Origin of the sequence: Streptomyces sp. NPDC046985, assembly GCF_040644415.1 — a bacterium.
Classification (GTDB): domain Bacteria; phylum Actinomycetota; class Actinomycetes; order Streptomycetales; family Streptomycetaceae; genus Streptomyces.
Genome location: NZ_JBEYWK010000017.1, coordinates 100,260 through 119,033 on the forward strand (window position 1 = coordinate 100,260; position 18,774 = coordinate 119,033).

Here is an 18,774-nt window from a genome sequence, read left to right on the forward strand (position 1 = left end):
GTCACCTGCGCTACGGTCAAGCGTTGTGGAGAACGCAGCGAAACTGGCGGTACTGATCGACGCCGACAACGCCAAGCCCGCCGCCCTGGAAGAGCTGCTGGCTGAGGTCGCCAAGTACGGGACCGCCCACGTCAAACGCGCGTACGGCGACTGGACCGGCACCCATCTGAAGGGCTGGAAGGATCAGTTGCTCACCCAGTCAATCCAGCCGATTCAGCAGTTCGCCTACACCACCGGGAAGAACGCCACCGACTCGGCAATGGTCATCGACGCGATGGACCTGCTGTACACGGGCCGCTTCGAGGGCTTCTGCATCGTCTCCAGCGACAGCGACTTCACCCGTCTCGCGGCGCGCATCCGCGAGTCGGGCCTGACGGTGTACGGATTCGGCGAGCGGAAGACCCCTAAACCGTTCGTCGCGGCATGCGACAAGTTCATCTACACCGAGAACCTCCAGGGTGCCACCGCTCCGGTCGAGACAAAGCTGTCAGCGCGGACCACGGCGGCCAAGCTGAAGGGCGATACGGCGCTGGTCAACCTGCTGCGCCAAGCGGTGGAGGCAGCCTCCGACGATGGCGGCTGGGCCCACCTTGCGAACGTCGGCCAGATCATCACCAAGCAGCGATCCGACTTCGACTCCCGAACGTACGGTTACACGAAGCTCAGTGACCTTCTTGCCGCTACCACGTTGTTCGAGATGGACCGGCGTACTCCCCGCGAAGGAAAAGCGACCGTTCTCTACGTACGCGACAAGCGCCACGGCGGAGGTGGAGCCCAGTAGTCCAGGGCAGGGGGCTGATCCGTCCCACGGAGAGGCCGCGGTCAGGGATGGACAGGAGACTCCGTGTAGCGGTGGGCTTCTCAAGGGCCGGGCGGCTCGGGGGCGGCTGTGGCTGTCCGGGGTGGTTCCGGAGCATCTGCGGCGATCAGTCGACTATTCTCGATCATCAGCCGCTGGTTGACGTTGCGGAGTGCCTGCATGGCAGTCTCTGCTTGGCGGCCGGCTGCGAGCGCGGCGTCTCTCTGCTCGCGCAGTTCCTCCAGCTCCGTGTCGCGCAACGAGCGAGCGTTCAGGCCGTCGCGGAGGCGGGCGCCCAGGTTGTGGGAGCGTTGCGTGCGTAGCTCGTTCTGGACTTCGTGAAGGGTCCGTTGCAGGGCGGCGTTCTGTTCCAGGAGCATGCGGTTCTCGACTTCGAGGGCCGCTTCCTTTCGGGCGGTCGCTGCTGCCGCCGCTCGCGGCCGGTCTTGGGCGAGGTGGGCGCGGACGGTCTCGGCTTCGGCTTTGAGGTCGCGGTGGCGTTGGAGGTACTGCGGGTTGACGGCGGCTCGCCGGGTGATCTCCGCGTCGGAGAGGGTCTGGCGGCTCTTGCGCATTGCGGCCAGGACGTCGCGCACCCGCTGTCGGCACCGTTCGCTGTCGGCGCGGCGTCGTTGAACGGCGGCCGCCCTGCCGGCGTCGAGGGCTTCGGTACGTCCGGCGGGGATCCGCGCCTGGCCTGGCTGCGTGCGCGGGGCGGAGGGGCGCGTCATCCGGTCGTCGATTCGGTGACGATCGGGTCGACGGTCGGCTGGTCCAGACGCTGCCGTCCGGCCAGAACTGCCGCTACGGGGATGACGGTGAGGAACCGGTCTCTGGTGTGGAGCCAGGACTCCACCGTGGTTCGTTCCTCGTGGGTGAGGGAGTCGATGTCGGCTTCGCATTTGCCGACGAGTTCGTCGATCTGCTGGATCTCCCGGCGCAGCAGTTCCAGGTTCGCCGTGCTCAATGGCCCCGCGGTGAGCACGTTGCCGTAGGCGCTCTCCAGCGCGGCGAGCTGCTCCGCCTTCCCGGCGCGCAGCTGGTGCAGCTCGGGCAGGTGGGTGAAGTCGGTGGTGTAGAGGGTGCAGGAGAAGCAGCGGTTGTACACCGGGCAGCCGTGCCCGTCGGCGCGGACGTTGTTCATCTCGTGGCAGCGTCCCGCGGGGACGGGTACCGAGCCGACGCCCGCGCGGATCCGGTCGGCCATGTCGTCGTCGGCGTCGCGGGCGCGGATCCGGCCGCCGGTGAGGTCGAACTGGTACCTGGCGGCGATGGCGCGCACCGCTTCCACCCGCCGGGGGTGTGAGGGCCGGTAGTAGACCTGTGTGGTGGAAGGGTCCTGGTGGGCCATGAGGACTTGCAGGATGTCGAGCGGGACGCCGGCATCGGCGCGGAGCTGAGCGTAGGTGTGCCGGAAGGCGTAAGGGAACACCCGCGCCGAGTCGAAGGGCTTTCCGTGCTCGTCGGTCACGGCGAACTGATCAAGCCAGGTCTCCAGCCAGTAGCCGATCGTGCTGCTGTCGTACGGCCGCTCGCCGAGCGCGTTGGCACGGGAGCGGCGCGGGGTGGGGAAGAGCACCATGCGGGTGGAGCGGGGCCGGCCATCTTCGTGGAACAGGTGTGGGGATTCGCGCCGTAGGTGGTCCTGCTGGCGGGTGATGACCTGGGCGTCGCTGGGGTGGAGCGGGAGCTTGTGCCGTCGGCGGACCTTCTGCATCCAGTACGCGAGGAAGGGGTAGGACCGGCGGCGCACCGTCCCGTCCGGGTCTTCCACGTCGATGTCGTGCCACTGGAGGCAGTCGAACTCCAGGTGACGGAGCTCCCAGGGTCGTCGGCCCACGCGCATGGCCAGCTCGACGCAGTTGCGGCGGGTCCCGGCCGGGAGTAGGGCGAGATTGCGCTCGTCCATGAGCTGGAGGAAGACCTGTTCCGGTAGGGCGTCCTGGGAGCGGCCCTCCAGCTCGCTGGCCGTGTCGTCCCGCTCCGGGTACGGCGGCACGTCCATTGCCAGCAGATGGACGTCCGCCGCATGGTTGTCCGCGAGCCATGCCCTGCCGTGTTCGAGGATCTCACGCAGCGTCTTCACCAGTTCGTAGTGGCGCACCGGGGTGACCAGCAGAGGCCCGGCGGCTCGGCGGGACTGCAGGAGGCGTTCGGCGATGATCTGCCGGACCGGGTCGTCATCGTTGAGGGTCTGGTAGTCGCTGGTGTCACGGGCTCGGTGCGTCATCCAGCGCAGGTAGGCAAGCATGCCGTCCCGGCCGACGTCGCCCGGCCTTCGTCCCTCGCCGGGCAGGGTGCGAAGGAACATCGCGAACCACCGGGCCGCGAAGCCGACCAGCGTCAACCGTGCCGACGAGGCGCCGGCGGCCGCCAGACGGAGGAGGTACTGCTGGGCGAGGTGCGTGACCCAGGGGGCGTGGACGTCCCGCAGATCCACACTCCCGCCCTTGTAGCGGGGGTTGAGGATGTGCAGTCTGATCAGGGCCCGGGTGTGTTCCGTGGCCGGGTCGGCCTCCAGGAGCGGCAGGGTTTGCTGCCACAGCCGTAAGTACGTCGTCTTCGCGCCCTTGAGCGGCAATTCCGCGGCGGCCAGGTCGTCGACCGCTTGGTCGGACAGCCAGCGAACCGCCGATTTGACCTGTGCGGGGTTGATCCGGCCGCCCTCGCGGAGCTGGACCTCGTACCCGCGCAGCACCTGCACTACGACCGTCGCCTCAAGATCGGTGAGCGGGACCACGTCGACGGAGGTGTAGATGGCTGCTGCCGTCAGCGCCCAGGCCTCGCGGTCGGGCGTCCCCGCGTTGGACCACTGCTTCTGGTGGGGCAGGCACAGCCGGCTCCGCCGCACCACGGCCATCCGCGGGCAGACGCGGACCAGGCACTTCCCGAAGCCCGGACGAGGGGCGCGGCCCCGGGCGAGGTACTCCTCGACGGTCAGATTCAGCACCCGGCGCTCGGAGGCGCAGCTCTTGCACAGGCCATGAACCTCCGCGGCACGGTCGCAGCCCACCTGGCACCGATGCTCGGCGTAGGTACGGCGGGCGAGTGGGACGGGCGCGCTCGCGCACCAGCTGTCGATGTCGCCCGGGGCGCCGGCCTGCCGCCAGTCGGACGCGCAGCGGTGGCACAGCCACGGCCAGCTCGTGGCCGGCCGGTCGCACCCGGTGTGCCGGCAGTGGCGCAGCGAGTGCCAGTCGGCGCCCAGGGGGAAGCGCAGCTGGAGCGGGGAGCGGTCAAGGCCGTGCCGGGCCAGGTAGTCCCAGTCCGGCTCCCACCCGCCTGCGGGAGCCGGGGCGGGCAAAGGCGCAGAAGTCGTCATGCCGGTCCGAAGATCTTGTCGTTAACGGCCTGGGCGGCGTGGGCGACCCGGGCGTCGGAAGGGTTGCGGTACACGTGCTGGCTGGTCACGTCCCGGTGGCCGAGCAGGCGCTGGAGGACGTCGCACGCGACGTCGAGGTCGGCTGCGGTCTCGCCGAAGGTATGCCGCAGCATGTGCGGATGGATGTGCCGGATGCCGGCGTCGTGGGCGAGATCCGACACAAGGTCCTGAACCCGCCGCGCGCCGAGAACCTGCCCGCCCGGCTCTCCCGTGGGACCCGGGAAAGACACGAAGGCCCAAACGGCGTTGCCCGCACCGGGGATGGTGAGGCGTTCGCGCATCCAGTCGGCGTAGAGCATCACCACGGGTCCGGGCACGGGAACGACGACGGTGCCGCGGTTCTTGTTCGCCGCCCCGCGCGGATGACCATCACGCTTCTCCAGGTGCAGGTGAGGGCCCAGGCTGTAGGGGCAGCCCGGAACAGTACTGCCGGCCGGGACGAGGTGAATGTCCTCGCGGAACAGACCGACGACCTGGCCGACACGCAGCGCGCACGCACCGAGTAAAGCGACCATGCAGCGGTCGCGGGCGGTCCTCGTCGCGCGCAGGAGCGCGGCGAACTCCTCGTGGCTGGCGGCCGGTGCCCGCCCGGAAGCGTGGTTCGGCCGCGCATCGACACGGATGCGCGGCTCCAGGACGAGTTTCCCCGTCGCCGGGTGCGGGGCGGTGACGAACAGGGCGTCGACCGCCTCCGCGCTGATCCGGCGGAGGTCGGCCAGGTGGAGGTAGAAGCCATGGATTGCCGCCAGGGCGGGGGTGAGCGTCGAGTCCTGCGGGAGCTGCCCCTGGCCGCGGCCGCTCGTCAGCCGCGGCGTGGTCCTCAGCTTCATCAGGTAGTGCGAGAGTTCGGCGGCCGCGTGCTCCCGCGACAGGCCGTGTTCGTCGCACCAGGTGTGAAAGCGCTTGAGATGACCCGCGTACGTCTTCGTAGTCGATTCCGCGCGGGACCGGCCGAAGCGCAAGTGGCAGAGGAAGCCGTCCACGTCCTCGACGACCGTCAAGGTGGGCCCGGCAAGAACCGTCCAGTAGGCCAGCGTGTCAGTGACCTCGACCCGCAGGATCTCGGCGGTGGGCCTGTCCACAACGAACACAAGCGGAATGTAGCAGCTCAATCACTCAGCGGAGTAACCGGTGGCGGGGCTGTGCGTGAGCGCACCAAGCAGATGTGCAGGCAAGACTTCAAGGACCGGCCAGCTCGGCTCCCGCACGCCAGTAGGCTGGCTGCGGCCCGTTGGCCTGCCACACCCTCCTCGACTCCAGGAAGTGCTGCCGTGAGTGATCAGCCCCGTCTCGCTGAAGCCGGCGACGACGCCGTCGCCCTCCGGGAGGCGAGTCGGAACTATCTCCAGCTGGTGGCGCAGTCCTGTGGCGAGGAGTGCGACGCGCCTTGGGCCTGGAACGAGTTCGGCCTGTGGGTTCCGCCCGAGGATCCGTCGGCCGCGTTCGAGGAGATGCAGTGGATCTTCGGCGACTGCAGCCCCGAGGACCCCGCCACCGTCGAGATTCTGTGGAAGTCCTGGGGCGAGGCCGCGCCGGCCTGGTACCGCATGCACATCATGGAGACCTACACCGACCGGCCTCGGCCGGCGCTCCGCGGCACCTGGGCGAACCCGGCGACCGGCCTGGTGGAGCTTGCCGACGTGGTCGCGGTGCGGCCTTCCATCGAGGGCCTGCCGCTGAGCTGTACGCAGACGGCCAGTCCTACGTTCCGGCCCTCCCCGCTGCGTCCGGCCGCCGACCCGGAAGACCTGCTGCCCGAGGTCACGATGACCCAGGCCGAGGCGGAGCTGATGATCAGCCTCTACCTCCACCTGGAGAGCCACCGCCTCGGCCCGCTGTGGACCACCATCGACGCGCAGGGAGCGGCAACCCGCGACCGGCTCCTCGACATCATCAACACCGCCGGGGCGGCGGGCTCACGGACCGATATCAACATTACGGTCGCCGTCCGCGACACGTCCGTGAGCCAGTGCCCGCACCACGTCTTCGACCCGGCGCCGGCCTTCACGGACGTCGACGAGACGCGCACGGTGGGTCTGCACGAGGTGGCGCACGCCCACAAGGACGGGACCGTGGGCCTGGAGGAGCACGGGCGCGATTACCTGAGTGCGGTCCTGACCTGCGTGGCCCTGTACGGCGGGAGCGTCCACCTGGCCACCGTCCCCCTCGACGGCTCGGCCGTGCCGGTGGCCACCGAGTCGCTCTACCGGGTCCACTACGACTGGCGATGCGAGCTCGTGGAGGACGCCGAGCAGCGCCAGATCCGCCACCTCAACGACATGATCACCACCCGCGACGGCGGCCGCTGACCGTCCCGGACAGCCTCGTAGGCGCGGTTACGTGTCGCCCTTGGCACGGATCTTCCTGATGAGCTCGGCGTCACCGCGCATCACCCCGGGGACCCTGTCGTCGGTTTCGGCCTGTCCGTGATCCTCGCCGCACGGACACACGCTCCATCCGTCGGTCTCGATGCGACCGGCGACCTGCCCGATGATGTCCGCGGCTTCGTCGAGCAGCCCGATCGGAAGCCCGACGCTGTCGCTGGCCGAGTCCGCGCCGATCGCGAGGCCGATCTCGAAGACCAGGTCCGTGGCGTGCTGCACGGTGCGGGAGTCGCCGTTGCTCGAGGCGTACTTGACGGCCTGGGCCAAGGCCATGAGCGGGCGGGAGCAGCCCCAGCGCGGCATGAAGACCGTGCGGTCATCGACACGGACCGGTCGGACGCCGTGGACGGTGTGAGCGCCGTCGGTGTCTGCCGCGCTGGCCTTGGCGATCTGGTCTGCTACGGCGGAGGGCTCGATGTAGCGCAGGGCGGAGCGAGGCTGGATCCCCAGCCGGTCGGCCACCATCTCCACGTTGTGAGCCAGGACGTTGGTCACCGCTACGGAGACGACGTCCAGCCCTCGGGTGAGGAGTTCGGCCTCCGTCTGGGTCGCGAGGGCCTTGAACGCCTTGGTGTTCCTGATGTCTGCCACGGTGACCAGCGTAGAGCCCTCGCGGTCGGCCTCTCGCCAGGTGAACGGAGTGGCCCGGCCCGCCGCAGGTTCACCCTTGGGGCTGGCCGGCGTAGGTCTGCGCCTGCTTTCGCCACAGGGTGGCGTACTCGCCGTCGGCGGCGAGGAGGGAGTCGTGGGTGCCCTCTTCCAGGAGGCGCCCGCCGTCCAGGACGATGATGCGGTCTGCGGCGCGGGTGGAGCCGAGGCGGTGGGTGATCAGGATGACGGTGCGGTCCTCGCTCAGGGCGCGGATGCGGTCGTAGACGGCTTCCTCCGCGCGGGGGTCGAGGGCGGAGGTCGGCTCGTCGCAGATGAGGACGGGTGCGTCCTTGCGGTGGAAGGCTCGGGCGCCGGCCAGGCGCTGCCATTGCCCGCCGGACAGGTCGCGTCCGCCCCACTGGGAGGGGGCGAGGTTGGTGTCGAGGCCGTCGGACAGGCAGGCGATGACGGCGTCGGCGCCGGAGGCGCGCGCTGCGGCCATCACGGTCTCGTCGTCACCGTCGCCCTGGCCGAGGGTGATGTTGTCGCGGGCGGATACCTGCCAGCGGGCGATGTCCTGGGGCAGCAGGGCGAGACGCGACCACACCTGTTCGGGGTCGGCTGCGGCCAGGTCCACGTCGTCCCAGGTGACGGTGCCGGTGATGGGGGTGTAGAGGCCGGCGAGGAGTTTGGCGAGGGTGGACTTGCCCGCGCCGTTGGCGCCCACGATCGCCAGGACCTCGCCGCGGCGCACGGTGACACTGATGTCCTCCAGCACGGGCAGCTCGCTTCCGGGGTAGCGGAAGGTGATGTTGTGCGCGGCGATGACGGCTGGCCGGTCGGGTACCGGGACGGGTGTGGTGGGGAGCTGGGAGCGGTGTTCGGCGTCGGTGAGGAAGGTGGACCAGTCGCCGAGGTAGAGGCCGGTCTTGTAGGTGGAGTTGATGCCGGTGACCAGCTGGCCCAGGAGCAGGCGGCAGGTCTGGACGGCGATGAACGCGGTGCCCGCCGCGGCGGCGGGGATGTGGCCGCCGAGGACGAGGAAGACCAGAGTGCCGTAGACGACGAGAGCGGCGCCGCCGGCCATGGTGTCGCCGAGGAGCTGGTAGTGGGCGGTGGTGCGGCCGATGCGGGCGGCGTGCTCGGTGAGCCGGTCGGTGACGGTGGTGAACTGCCCGAGGAGCCAGCTGCGCATGGTGTTGGCCCGCACGTCGAGGGCGGTGGCACGGCCGGCGGTGCAGTAGATGAGGTTGTGACGCAGGCGGCGGTCGGCCAGGGTGTGCCGCTCAGCTTGGTGGGCCGCGCGTGCGCCACGGACGGCGGCGGCGCCCCTGGGGATCACGGCGAGCAGCAGGAGAGGGAGAAGTACGGGGTGGAGGGCGGTGAGGATGCCGGCGGCGGCGAGCAGGCCGAGGAGGGCCGCGGTCAGCGCGGTGAGCGCTTCGATCATCAAGTGGGCGTCCTTGGAGGCCCGGTTGGCGGCTTCGCTGTGGTCGCACCAGGCCGGGTCGTCGTATGCGGCGAGCGGTACGCGGGTGGCGGCGTTGAGATAGCGCAGCTCGGCGATCGCATCGACGCGCGGGCCGATGCGGGCGGTGACGGCCAGGGTTGTCGCGGCGACCAGGGAGCGGCCGACGGCGGCGCCGGTGATCAGGGCGAGTGAGGGCAGCGCCGTCTGGATGCGCTCCGCGGTCGGCCCGGTGGCAAGCAGCGGGGCGAGGGCGCCGCGGGTGGCGTAGAGGCCGATCGCGGTGATGGCGCCGGTGGCCAGCTGCAGGAGGGCGGTGAGCAGGACGGCGCGGCGGTCGGCGTCCCAGGCCAGGCGGAGCGCGGTCGCGGCCAGGTCGGGCAGGCGCCGGGCGATGGTGGTGAAGTCGTCGGCGAGGGCGTTGTCGTGGCGCTCGGCGCTGACCGTGTACTGCGGGATGGGCTCCCCGCCTGTAGGGCGGCGGCGCGGCCACGGCAGGCGATGCCGTCGCCGCCCCGGGGCGGCGGTCGTGAGGGTCTCGCGGGTGGCGCTGCGGTGCGCGGTGTCTGTCACATCCTGGGCAACGCCTCACCCATACGGGTGGTTGTGGTGGCGAAGGGTGGCGAATTTCAGTTCGAGCGTTCCACCTGGAGAGCGGGGACGTAGGGCCAGACACGGTCGGTCTCGTCCTGACCGATGATCGCGATGCCGGCTTCGATCCAGGCGTGGGCTCCTTGGGGGACGAAGCGGGCTCCGATGACCCACCGCACACGGTGCCCGGTGAGCGCGGCCGCGAAGTGCGCGGCCAGGGATTCCTCCAGGCAGGCGGCGCGGCCGGGCCAAAGACGGGCGGCGCGGCGTACGGCGGTGAAGGCGGCCTCCGCCTCCTGGGGCAGGGCGGCGCGTCCCGGCAGGCGGGTCGCCGCGCGGGCGACGGCGACGGCGAGGCGGATGGGCAGGAGGCGGAGCAGGAGGAGCGCGGCGAACAGGCCAACGCCCCCGGCCAGTTGCTGGGCAGCACTGACGGAGACAGCGGTGGCGAACCGAATCTCGGTGCGGTCGGGCGGTGCGGCGGGGGCCGCGTGATGGAGGAGGTCGGCGCGTTCGAGGTCGCCGGCGAGGGCAGTGAGGTCGGTGCGGACCCGGGCGGGGTCGGCGCCCTTGCTGTGCCAGTAGGCGGTGAGGTCGTCGATGGCCGCGGCCGGGGTCGCGCCGTCGGTGATCTTCTGCCACAGGTGGGCACCGACTCGATCGAGGAAGCGCCACTGGCCGCGCCCGGCGCGGATGTCCATCAACGCGATGCCGTCGGGGCTGGGGGCGGCGTAGACGCCGGGACGCGTACTCACAGGGTGACCTCCTGTGCATGGACGGTGGTCTGCTCCCACCACGTGGTGCGGGCCGTGGGCAGGGTGGCGAGCCACAGCTCGGTCACGATCAGGGCGTGCAGCGCGGCCAGGGGCGCGCCTTCACCGCGTGCGGCGCTGTCCAGGGAGGCGAGCGCCCTCGTGCCGTCGAGGAGGCCGGCCTGGGCGAGGCGGGAGTCGGCGAGGACACGGCGCAGGGCGGGGGCGTTGGCGCGCAGTCCGGCGAACAGGCTGCTGGTGAAGGCGGTCTTGGTGCGCCGGTGCAACAGGTAGTCGGGGACGTGGCCGGTGAAGGCGGCGCGAGCCAGGGGCTTGAAGTCGCCCGGCTGGGTGCGGGCGTAGCCGGGGATCGCGTGGCAGGCGTCCACGACGAGGTTGTCCAGAAGCGGGGCGTGGACGGGCAGGCCCCACTGCTGGCGGCTGATCTGGTCGAAGGTGGCGTGGCCGTCGCCCATCAGTTCCAGGGCGAGCCGCTCGTGGAGGGCGCCGGGAGTGGTGTCCGACAGGGCGGTCTGGGCGCGGGTGGTGACCAGGTCGGCGACCGCCGCCCGGCCGGCGCGGGTGAGCCAGGTTGTGGCAGCGCTGCTCCCGCACCAGGTGAGCATCTGGGCGGCCGATGTCCCGGGACCGGACTGGGCGGCGTTCTCGGAGCCGGCGTTGATCGTGTCCGCCAGGTCGGCGAGGGCCTGGGGGTAGAGGGTGTGCTGCGTGCGGGCGGCCTGCCCGAGCACCGGCCACAGGGCGGCGCGGCGGGTGCGAGCGAACGCCGCGGTACGGCGCAGCGCCTCCCTGCGATGCCCGGCCCGGTACTGGTCGATGACCATGGTCGGAACAGCGTCCAGGACGTCGTCGCCGCCGCGGCCCGTCAGGTGGGCACGCGATCCGTGGGCGGTGGCCGGCGCGAGCTGCGCGGTCTTGATGGCGAGCAGGCCGAGCGTGAACGACGGAGTGTCGGTGAACGGCAGGACATCCGGGTCCTGAAGGCCGTCGAAGTGCTGCACGCCGGCCCGGGTGCCGTCGATCGTCGCATGGGTGATCTGCGGATGGTCGTGCGCAATGCACTCGGCGTAGCGCATGTCGTCCTGCTCGCCCATGCGTGCGTCGGTGTAGGTGACGGCCAGCAGCGGCCCACAGGCGGCGGCCAGGCTGGTGACGGTGCCGCTGTCGACGCCGCCGGAGAGATCCGAGGAGATCGGGCCTGCCACGGTGGCCCGCCGGCCGACGGCGGCGGCGATGGTCTCGCGCACCGCCGGGACGCCTTCCTCCAAGGACGTCACGGCCGAAGGCACCGGCAGCGCTTCGGTTCGCGGCTGCCGACCGGGCGCCAGGATGAGAGCGTGGCCGGGCGGAACGCGGCGCACCGCGTGGAAGTAGCTGTCGGCGGCCAGGACGTCGACGCCGCGCACCGTGAACGCGCCCAGCAGAACAGCCGGGTTGGGCTCGGCCTGGGCGAACGCGGCCAAAGGGGCGGCCGCCGTCGCCCACAACACGCCTTCGTGGGTGGGGATCCAGTACAGGGTCACCGTCCCGGCCCGGTCACCGGCGATGCGCAGCCCGGCACGGTCGCGCACCACGGTGAGGAAGGAGCCGGGAAGACGCGTCGCCGCGGTCCAGGCCCCGCACTCGGCGGCCGCGCGTGCCGCTGCGAACTCCTCGCGGGTGGCCAGGCAGCATCCGATCGCCAGGAGGTCGGCCTGGCCGTGTTGGTCCGAGCCGCGGCGGACCTCGCCCGGATCGAACCCGCTCGCCCAGATTCGCGCCGCGCGGTCGGCGAAAACGTCCTGGGCTTCCCGAGGGCGCCAGTCGCTCCCGGCCCAACTACCGCGCCCTGTATCGAATGTTCCGGCAATGAACCGCATGGTGGCCACCCCGACCCGCTCGTCCGTGTACTGGTCTGCCGCTGTTCACCGAACGAGCGCCCGGCTCGCCGGCCATCGGCCGACGCTCCGGGCGCTCGCTCACCCGTTCACGCCCCGCTGGGGGCGCCGTACTACTGCCAGTACTGGGTGTCGTCCGCGTTGTTGTTGCCCGCGGAGCCGAGGGTGGCGCCGGTGACGGTGCCCAGCGCGCTCAGCATGGGTGCGGTGTAGGTCTCGGTCTCGGCGGTCGTGGCGGTGGTGTCCATGGAGTACCTCCGGTAGTCGTCGCGCTTCGGATGTCCGCCGGCCGTCCGGGGTGTCTGACAGCTCCCGTACGGCCTCTCGAACTCCTCTATGACACCGCGCGCCAACCCCGCCCGACAGAGCAGAAGTTGGGTACTTCGTAGGACCCAACCTGGAACAGAACTGGTATTCGAGCGGGAGGTGCTGAGGTCAGCGCGCGTTCAGGAGGTCAAGGACGGCTCGGTGGTAGACCGCGTACACGTGTGGGAGCTCCGCGAGGCTGGCTCGCTCGTCGATCCCGTGCAGGCCCTCGTAGGGAACGCCAAATCCGGCGGTCGACGGAATGCCTCCGGCTTGTCCGGCCAGCAGGTTGCCGATGTTGGACGGGCCGGCGGTCTTGGCCCGCACCGTCAGACCCATAGTGGCGGCGGCCTTCATCAGCGCGGCGGCGGGCTGCTCGTGCGGCTGCAACTGGAAGGGCGGCCAGCTGGCGACCGGTGTGATCCGGGTGGGCGCGGGGCCGGGCAGCTCGGCGTCGAGCTCGGCGGCGGCCTTGCGGACCAGCGTCTCGGCGTCATGGGAGTCGAAGGCCGGGGTCGTGCGTACATCGACGTTCAGATCGCACCGGTCCGCGGCCACAGAGAAGCCCTCGCCCCCATGTATCGCGGTGACCGACAGCTTCGGCGGCAGCATGAACGGAGCGTCCGCCGCCGGCGGGCCCGGCAGATCGGCGGTGTCCAGCAGCTGGACCAGGCGTGCGGCACGGGAGACGGCGCTCAGCACGCTCCGGCTGGAGCCGGAATGCCCGGAGTGCGCGGACACCATGAGGGTCGCGCGCCACAGGCCCCGGCCGCCGACGACGACGTCGTCCAAGCCGGGGTAGCCGATCATCACGCCCGCCGGGATGGCGGCCTCCGGGTCGGCGAGGTACGCGCGGGCTCCGCCGAAGCCGCCGGTGTGCTCGTCGACATCCAGGAGGACCGCCAGACCACCACGCAGGGTTGCGGCATGAGGCAGCAGGTCGGCGGCGATGTGGCAGAACGCGGAAGCGGCGAGCTTGGAGTCGGCAGCCCCCCGGCCCCGCAGAAACCCCTCGACGATGTCTCCGGCCGTCGGCGGGAACGTCCACGCTTCCTCGTCGCCGAAGGAGGCGGTGTCCACGCAGGCGTCCAAGGTCCACCACGGCCCCGGCCGACCGCCGGCGATCTCGACCAGCAGCCCCACCAGTTGGCCCGCCTCGTCATGCAGACGCCGGTGCGGCAGCCCGCCCCTGGTCAGCCAGTCCTCCAGGACGGTCAGGACCGGCGCGTAGTCGTCGATTCCTCCGCGGCTGGGCCTGCGGATCAGCTCCTGGGCCAGTTCGATCACAGATGCCGACCGCGTAGCGGCATGGGCCACCAAGTCCTTCTTCACGCTTCTCCCAGTCCTGGCGTTGCGCCGTGCCGGACCGGCAGCGCGCGAACGGCCTCCAACGTCTCCACCGGCCGCGCGGACGCGCACGCCTCCCGTCCATGCTGCACCAGTCCCACCGCGGCCTCGCGCCCCAATATGACCCCGCAGTCGAACCCCTCGGCCCCGTGGAAGCTCGGCAACGGGACCACGGCCGCGGTCTCCGACGCCACGAAGTAGCGTTCCATCGCTTCCAGCGGCTCGACGAGCCCGATGTGGAGCGTCTTGACGCCGTTGCGGCGCTCGCCGGGGTCGCGCAGCTCCAGCAGCCGCACCAGGTGCTCGAACAACCCGCGGTGACGCGGCGGCCCGTAAAGCACCCGGTAGTGCACCAGGTCGGGCTGCTGCGCCACGGCTGTCTCGATCGCCGCCAGGTACGCCTTCTCCCGACTGCGAGATCCCGTGACCACCAGGTGTTCACGCGCACCGGCCACGACCTCGACCATGGCCTCCACGAGATCGGTGTACCGAGTGAGCACCCGCACGACCACGTCGGTTCCGGTGGCCTCCAGAGCACTGGCGGTATCACGCCCGTCCTGGTGGGCGAAGAGCACCTCGGAGCGTTCCCGGTAGAGCTGGCTCAACGCCCGGCGATTCCTCACCCCCGTACGCTTGCGCCCCGACTCCCACGCGCTGAGCAGACTCGCGTCCGTCGCGCCGCCCGTGATCCCGTTCAGCTGGTCAGCAGCCTCCTCCTGGGTCAGGTTCTGCGCCAGCCGAGCGCGCTTGAGCGCCGAATCCGTCATTGTCGATCCGGTCACCGATCCCCCAGGGGTGTACGTGGACGGCAGGCAGAGCACCGGCGCTGGGCAATTACCGCGTGCCGAGTTGCGGAGTCGCGGCTACACCGTGCTGCGGGTCGCAGCTCTGCTCTGGTTCTGTTGTGCCCGCGCCTGGACCCTCTCCCGGGACGCGACGACAAAAAGAAGCCGCTCATCGTGCCCATTACCGCCGTGTGGATCCGCCGACGGTCCCCGCCCGGTAAGCCGCTCCTGCCCTGCACCGTGCCCCCAAGCCGATCCGTCTCGTCCGGTGAGCGATGCTGCCACCCAGACGCGACAGGCTACAGTCCCCCTGCCCAGTGCGATGCGCGGCTTGCTGGCACGGTTGGCACTGCACGCGAGTGCATCAACGAGTGGGTGGATGACTCGCCTCACTGGAGCACTTTCCCGCGAACGGTACGAGTCAGTCGATGCTCAGAGGCGATTCGCAGAAGGGACCAGCGACGGAAAAACCCTGGTCAAAGCACGGCGGCTCATCGGCACGCCGAGCACGACGACGCCCACCAGCAGGCCGCCGCCGACGTCGTGGCCGATCTCCGCCCCTGCGGGCTCGAGGTCCACCAGCCCGTACCGGTGCACCGCCGGCGGCCATCCCGACAGGTAGTGGTTCGCCTGGATGTACTCCCGGGCGGGCGCCTCGGCCAGTTCGACCACCTCGTAGCGGCGTCGGTCGAAGCCGCCCTGCGACGTGTGGCGCCAGGTCGGCACGCGGCCGCTCCACCGCTGCGTCCACCCGTCGGCACGGCCGGCGGCCATCTCCTCCCACCGCTGAGGGTCGGGCCCGGACGCCGCGCTCACCACTGCCGCCCGGCGTCGGCGCGCGCGGCGAGGCGGATCTGGGAGAGGCGCTGCTTCATCTCGCCGATCCCGGCAGCGCCGGCGAGCGGGGCCCGCAGCAGGGGCCATGCCGGCCGCGCGAGCTGGACATACTTGCCGCCGGCCAGCACCGTCACCTCCGCCGACTCGATGCCGCGCTCCCGGACCTGCGCCTGCACGAGCTCCGCGCTGATGCTGCCGGGATCGCCCACCGTGATGTCGTACGGGTCGATCTCCGTGGAAAGATCCAGGAGCCCGTGGGCAGCGGAAAGGATGTACTGTCGGCCGCCGTCCTGGAGCAGGGCTTTGGCGGTCTCCCGGCAGGAGCCATGGAACGGGCCCACGTACATCGCCCCGGCCGGCACGCGGCGGTCCTGCTTGGATTTCCCGCAGCCCACCACGACGATCCGGTACGGGCCCGCGCCCTCCGCCCGGGCCCGCACCCAGCCGGCCTCGGTCAGGGCGCCGCCCCAGACGTCGAGTTCGTCCCGTGTCGCCTCGCGACCACGCAGAATGTCCCGGCTCTGGTCGAGGCCGACGTAGCCGGCCTCGGCGAGGGAGGCCAGTGTCCGCAGGTTGACGGCATTGGGCAGCAGCCCGAGCGGGTCCCTGGCGCCGGCGAGGAGGGCGCGGCGCTGCGCGGTGGTGATGCGCGGGGCGGAGGAGCGGGTCCGGTCCGGCCCGGTCGGGGCGGCCGGGTCAGCGGTGTTGGCGTGCTGGTGCTCGGTGGTCATCGTCTTTCCTTGTGATCGGTTGGCGCCCGGCTGAAGCCACCGGGCGGGCAGGTTGGTCTCGCCGCCGTCCTCACGGCGCTGGTCCTCCGTGTCGGCGGCGCGGACACGCGCCCGGTGCCACTGATCGGCCGTGTGTCCGCTGGGCCGCTGGCACCGTGTCCGGGGCCCGGCGCGGCAGGTGGGGCAGGTCAGCGCCGCCGGGCAGGTGTCGCCGAGGTCTTCGCCGTCGCAGAACGCGCAGGGCCGGCGCGCGGTCGGCAGGGTCCGCCCGGCGACGTCGACGAGGAGCCCGGCCGCGCGCCAGGCGCGGCCCGCGTCGATGTCCGCGGGCGGCCCGAAGATCTGGCGCCTCACGGCGCGCTCCCCTCGGGCGCCGGCTCCGCGCGTACGAAGGCGCCGTTCTCGGGCCAGATGGCGATGATCTGGTGATAGCTCAGGAAGTCCCGCACGAAGGTGCCGGGTGCGGTGGTGAGCAGCAGTGCCCGGCGCGGCCGGGGGAAGAGCCGCGCGCAGTCGATGATCACGCCGTACGCGGCGATGAGCGCGAGGTAGTGGGTGCGGTGGCAGGCCATCACCAGCTCGTCGGTGGTGGCGTCGAAGAGGTCGGTGGAGGCCAGTTCGGGATGGGTGACGACGCGGTGGCGCAGCACGCGGTGTCCCTCGGCCTCCAGGTGGGTGAGATAGGCGGTCAGCACCGCGTTCTCCAGGCGGTCGGCGTCCTCGTCGGTGGCCCGGCCGGGTTGAGGCCGGGCGGGGTCGGAGGGGCCCAGGTAGGCGAGGTAGGGGCGGTCGGTGGTCACGTGCGGGTACTCCGGGGGCGGGTAAGGGGGGCGGCAGGTTGTGCTCGCTGCGTCGCGGCGGCGGGTCGGCGGTGTGCCGGTGTCGTTGGTGAAGGCCGTGGGTGTCAGAGACCGATGGGGCCGCTTGGCCTGCGGAAGAGGCCCGCCAGGACCTGGTCGGCCAGGAACGCAGGGGGTGCGTCGTAGGTCAGCAGCATCTCGCCGGCCCCGGACTCCACGACGGAGACGGCCGGGTGGCGGCGGGCCGCGCGTTCGAGCGCCCGGCGCAGCGCGCCGCTGTCCAGGAGCATGATCCGTCCCGGTCCGCTCGCCAGCCGGGCGACGGCGATGCTGCCGGGAGCGGCTGTGTCGCGGGCCGCGTAGTCGAGGCAGGCGTGGAGCAGCACGGCGGCCGGAGCCGACCGGCCCGCGCCCGTGGCGAGCGTGATCTCGTGGCTCCGGTCTCCGCGCGGGTGGGACCTCGGCGTCGCGGTGCTCAGCAGCCCGAGGTCGCCGAATGGGTTGGCGAGGACGTCTTCCAGGCCGGCGCGGGGCTGGTCGACGGAGCCGACCTGCGGCGCGTACATCGTGGCCAGGCAGGCGATGTCGCGTCGGACGGTATCGTCGGCCGGGGACCGCCATCCGCTGCGCGCCACGGCGCGCTGGATGCCGGAGAGCAGCTCGGCGCGGGTGAAACGGGAGAGCCCGTAGACGGCGAACACGTAGTACCAGCTCGGCACGGAACACGGCGTGCCGGTGAGCAGCCACCAGTGGAGCAGCCACAGGCTGGCCCGGTCCTCCAGGTACGGGTCGGCGCCGTCCTCTTCGTCGAGCAGCCAGCGCCCCCGGGCGGTGGGGACCGCTGCCCCGGGCGCTCCTGCGGAGTCCTCCTCCACGAGACCGAAGGCACCGGCCCAGAACCGCATGGAGGCCACCATGCTGGAGCCGACGCCGAGGACGACGGGAGCGTCGGGCCGCTGGAAGACGTGCGGATCGTCCTGGAGGGCGGTGTGCACCTTCAGAAGCCATCCGCGGCGTGGGGGGTAGGTCCGGTGCCGGCCGAAGGCGGGTACGCAGCCTGCCAGCGGAGCCGTGTGATCTTCCATGGGGATGTTCATCTCCGGGTGAGGGTGTCCTGCCGCCGGGCGGCAGGACACCGGGGGCGGGTACGGGGTCAGGACGAGGGATCGGTGCGGCCGAAGCCGCGCGGGCCGATCGGCCACACCGCGCTGACCTGCTGCCGGTGCAGGAGTTCGGACAGGTCCTCGTCCGGGCGCGCGGGGAGCACCATGACCCGGGCCGGTTCGGGGGTGAAGTAGCGCGCGAGGTCGTGGAGTTCTCCGATGGCCTCGCGTACGGCGGCACGTGCCTGCGTGGCCCGGGCCACCACCAGCTCGTTGCGGGTGATGTCGTACAGGTCGACGACCAGCTCCGTGACGGACCCGGCGACCTTGATCCGGTAGCCGGACAGGTCGGCTCGCAGTTCCCAGCGAGCGTGATGCTCGTACTGCTGGAGCAGCTTGCGCGCGGCCGTCTGCGCGGAGGTCTGCACCGGCCCCCGCAGCACGGCGCGTTCCGCCGGACAGGGAGCGGTCTGCTCAAGCACCGTGCGCCGGGCGACGGGTTCGGCCGTACGCAGTCCCACCGGCGGCCCGTTCAGCGGCAGGAGCCGGAAGACGAGCGCCCTCCTGACGTCCTGCGGCCTGCGCATGTCGAAAGGCGCGTCGACGTGCACGAACGGCAGTTCCGGGTCCAGCCGGAACTGGCCCACGTACTGGACCGGCCCGTCGTAGGGCTGGAGGAACACGCGCAACGCCCGGTCGTCTTGTTCGTGCTCGACGACGGAGCGGTTGCCTTGCGACACCTTCTGGTCCCTGCCGTCGAGCCCGCCCTCCCCGCCGAAGTACAGGTGCTCCCCTGTCCAGCCGTCGAGCGCACCCGCCTCGGCGTCCGGGGTGATGAACAAGAAGACGTTCGGGCTCTGCTTCGAGGGGCTGATACGCGGATGGATTCGGCCGCCGTAACTGGCGTGGAGAGCCGCGCGGTCGACGTGCTGACCAGGAACGAGGTCCCAGGACATGGAATTGGCTCCTCGGAGGGGATGGGCAGGCGGCCTCGGTGCCG

Annotated in this window: 17 protein-coding genes; 2 read left to right on the plus strand and 15 right to left on the minus strand. The window is 71.3% G+C overall.

The window, feature by feature from the left end:
- Window positions 1–25: 25 nt before the first annotated feature.
- On the plus strand, window positions 26–781 hold the full coding sequence (locus ABZ861_RS22300; protein ID WP_361632731.1) for an NYN domain-containing protein: 756 nt from the start codon (window positions 26–28) through the stop codon (window positions 779–781).
- Between the two features lie 80 nt (window positions 782–861).
- Here the strand turns inward: ABZ861_RS22300 and ABZ861_RS22305 are convergent, their stop codons facing one another.
- Genes ABZ861_RS22305 through ABZ861_RS22315 form a run of 3 tightly spaced genes read right to left on the minus strand, consistent with a single transcriptional unit; the run spans window position 862 to window position 5,272 of the window.
- The gene (locus tag ABZ861_RS22305) at window positions 862–1,530 is read right to left on the minus strand and encodes a hypothetical protein (RefSeq protein WP_361632733.1); all 669 of its coding nucleotides are present in this window, start codon (window positions 1,528–1,530) and stop codon (window positions 862–864) included.
- Window positions 1,527–4,121 carry a site-specific integrase gene (locus ABZ861_RS22310; RefSeq protein WP_361632735.1) on the minus strand — a complete coding sequence of 865 codons (2,595 nt, stop codon included), beginning with the start codon at window positions 4,119–4,121 and terminating at the stop codon, window positions 1,527–1,529. Before ABZ861_RS22310 ends, ABZ861_RS22305 begins: the two co-directional genes overlap by 4 nt.
- Complete coding sequence (locus ABZ861_RS22315; RefSeq protein ID WP_361632737.1) at window positions 4,118–5,272, minus strand: tyrosine-type recombinase/integrase; 1,155 nt, start codon at window positions 5,270–5,272, stop codon at window positions 4,118–4,120. The genes ABZ861_RS22310 and ABZ861_RS22315 overlap by 4 nt, the downstream gene beginning before the upstream one ends.
- Before the next feature lie 180 nt (window positions 5,273–5,452).
- On the opposite strand from ABZ861_RS22315, the gene ABZ861_RS22320 reads away from it, so the two are divergent.
- Window positions 5,453–6,490, plus strand: a complete 1,038-nt coding sequence (locus tag ABZ861_RS22320) for a hypothetical protein (protein ID WP_361632739.1) — start codon at window positions 5,453–5,455, stop codon at window positions 6,488–6,490.
- Window positions 6,491–6,517: 27 nt separating this feature from the next.
- Here the strand turns inward: ABZ861_RS22320 and ABZ861_RS22325 are convergent, their stop codons facing one another.
- The 12 genes from ABZ861_RS22325 to ABZ861_RS22380 form a co-directional block, all read right to left on the minus strand.
- Window positions 6,518–7,156: a hypothetical protein gene (locus tag ABZ861_RS22325; RefSeq protein WP_361632741.1), complete on the minus strand. Its 639-nt coding sequence runs from the start codon at window positions 7,154–7,156 to the stop codon at window positions 6,518–6,520.
- Between the two features lie 70 nt (window positions 7,157–7,226).
- The gene (locus ABZ861_RS22330) at window positions 7,227–9,197 is read right to left on the minus strand and encodes an ABC transporter ATP-binding protein (protein WP_361632743.1); all 1,971 of its coding nucleotides are present in this window, start codon (window positions 9,195–9,197) and stop codon (window positions 7,227–7,229) included.
- Window positions 9,198–9,253: 56 nt separating this feature from the next.
- Window positions 9,254–9,970 carry a lasso peptide biosynthesis B2 protein gene (locus tag ABZ861_RS22335; protein ID WP_361632745.1) on the minus strand — a complete coding sequence of 239 codons (717 nt, stop codon included), beginning with the start codon at window positions 9,968–9,970 and terminating at the stop codon, window positions 9,254–9,256.
- Complete coding sequence (locus ABZ861_RS22340; RefSeq protein ID WP_361632747.1) at window positions 9,967–11,847, minus strand: asparagine synthase-related protein; 1,881 nt, start codon at window positions 11,845–11,847, stop codon at window positions 9,967–9,969. Before ABZ861_RS22340 ends, ABZ861_RS22335 begins: the two co-directional genes overlap by 4 nt.
- 131 nt (window positions 11,848–11,978) lie before the next feature.
- Window positions 11,979–12,113: a hypothetical protein gene (locus ABZ861_RS22345; RefSeq protein WP_361632749.1), complete on the minus strand. Its 135-nt coding sequence runs from the start codon at window positions 12,111–12,113 to the stop codon at window positions 11,979–11,981.
- A 187-nt stretch (window positions 12,114–12,300) separates the two neighbouring features.
- Window positions 12,301–13,503: a M20/M25/M40 family metallo-hydrolase gene (locus tag ABZ861_RS22350; protein ID WP_361632751.1), complete on the minus strand. Its 1,203-nt coding sequence runs from the start codon at window positions 13,501–13,503 to the stop codon at window positions 12,301–12,303.
- The gene (locus tag ABZ861_RS22355) at window positions 13,500–14,285 is read right to left on the minus strand and encodes a helix-turn-helix transcriptional regulator (RefSeq protein ID WP_361632753.1); all 786 of its coding nucleotides are present in this window, start codon (window positions 14,283–14,285) and stop codon (window positions 13,500–13,502) included. Before ABZ861_RS22355 ends, ABZ861_RS22350 begins: the two co-directional genes overlap by 4 nt.
- 450 nt (window positions 14,286–14,735) lie before the next feature.
- Entirely contained in the window at window positions 14,736–15,077 is a 342-nt protein-coding gene (locus ABZ861_RS22360) for a hypothetical protein (protein WP_361632755.1), read from the minus strand.
- A gap of 38 nt (window positions 15,078–15,115) precedes the next feature.
- Entirely contained in the window at window positions 15,116–16,225 is a 1,110-nt protein-coding gene (locus ABZ861_RS22365) for a DUF6884 domain-containing protein (RefSeq protein ID WP_361632757.1), read from the minus strand.
- Window positions 16,222–16,671: a hypothetical protein gene (locus ABZ861_RS22370; protein ID WP_361632759.1), complete on the minus strand. Its 450-nt coding sequence runs from the start codon at window positions 16,669–16,671 to the stop codon at window positions 16,222–16,224. Before ABZ861_RS22370 ends, ABZ861_RS22365 begins: the two co-directional genes overlap by 4 nt.
- Before the next feature lie 104 nt (window positions 16,672–16,775).
- The gene (locus ABZ861_RS22375; protein WP_361632761.1) at window positions 16,776–17,756 is read right to left on the minus strand and encodes a DUF4007 family protein; all 981 of its coding nucleotides are present in this window, start codon (window positions 17,754–17,756) and stop codon (window positions 16,776–16,778) included.
- A 68-nt stretch (window positions 17,757–17,824) separates the two neighbouring features.
- Complete coding sequence (locus ABZ861_RS22380; protein WP_361632763.1) at window positions 17,825–18,730, minus strand: hypothetical protein; 906 nt, start codon at window positions 18,728–18,730, stop codon at window positions 17,825–17,827.
- Window positions 18,731–18,774 lie beyond the last annotated feature (44 nt).

What these genes read in the sequence shown, in the direction of transcription:
- ABZ861_RS22310 (WP_361632735.1), bottom strand. Translation starts at nt 4,121, where the DNA reads ATGACGACTTCTGCGCCTTTGCCCGCCCCGGCTCCCGCAGGCGGGTGG.
- ABZ861_RS22375 (WP_361632761.1), bottom strand. Translation starts at nt 17,756, where the DNA reads ATGGAAGATCACACGGCTCCGCTGGCAGGCTGCGTACCCGCCTTCGGC.
- ABZ861_RS22345 (WP_361632749.1), bottom strand. Translation starts at nt 12,113, where the DNA reads ATGGACACCACCGCCACGACCGCCGAGACCGAGACCTACACCGCACCC.
- ABZ861_RS22340 (WP_361632747.1), bottom strand. Translation starts at nt 11,847, where the DNA reads ATGCGGTTCATTGCCGGAACATTCGATACAGGGCGCGGTAGTTGGGCC.
- ABZ861_RS22380 (WP_361632763.1), bottom strand. Translation starts at nt 18,730, where the DNA reads ATGTCCTGGGACCTCGTTCCTGGTCAGCACGTCGACCGCGCGGCTCTC.
- ABZ861_RS22355 (WP_361632753.1), bottom strand. Translation starts at nt 14,285, where the DNA reads ATGACGGATTCGGCGCTCAAGCGCGCTCGGCTGGCGCAGAACCTGACC.
- ABZ861_RS22360 (WP_361632755.1), bottom strand. Translation starts at nt 15,077, where the DNA reads ATGGCCGCCGGCCGTGCCGACGGGTGGACGCAGCGGTGGAGCGGCCGC.
- ABZ861_RS22305 (WP_361632733.1), bottom strand. Translation starts at nt 1,530, where the DNA reads ATGACGCGCCCCTCCGCCCCGCGCACGCAGCCAGGCCAGGCGCGGATC.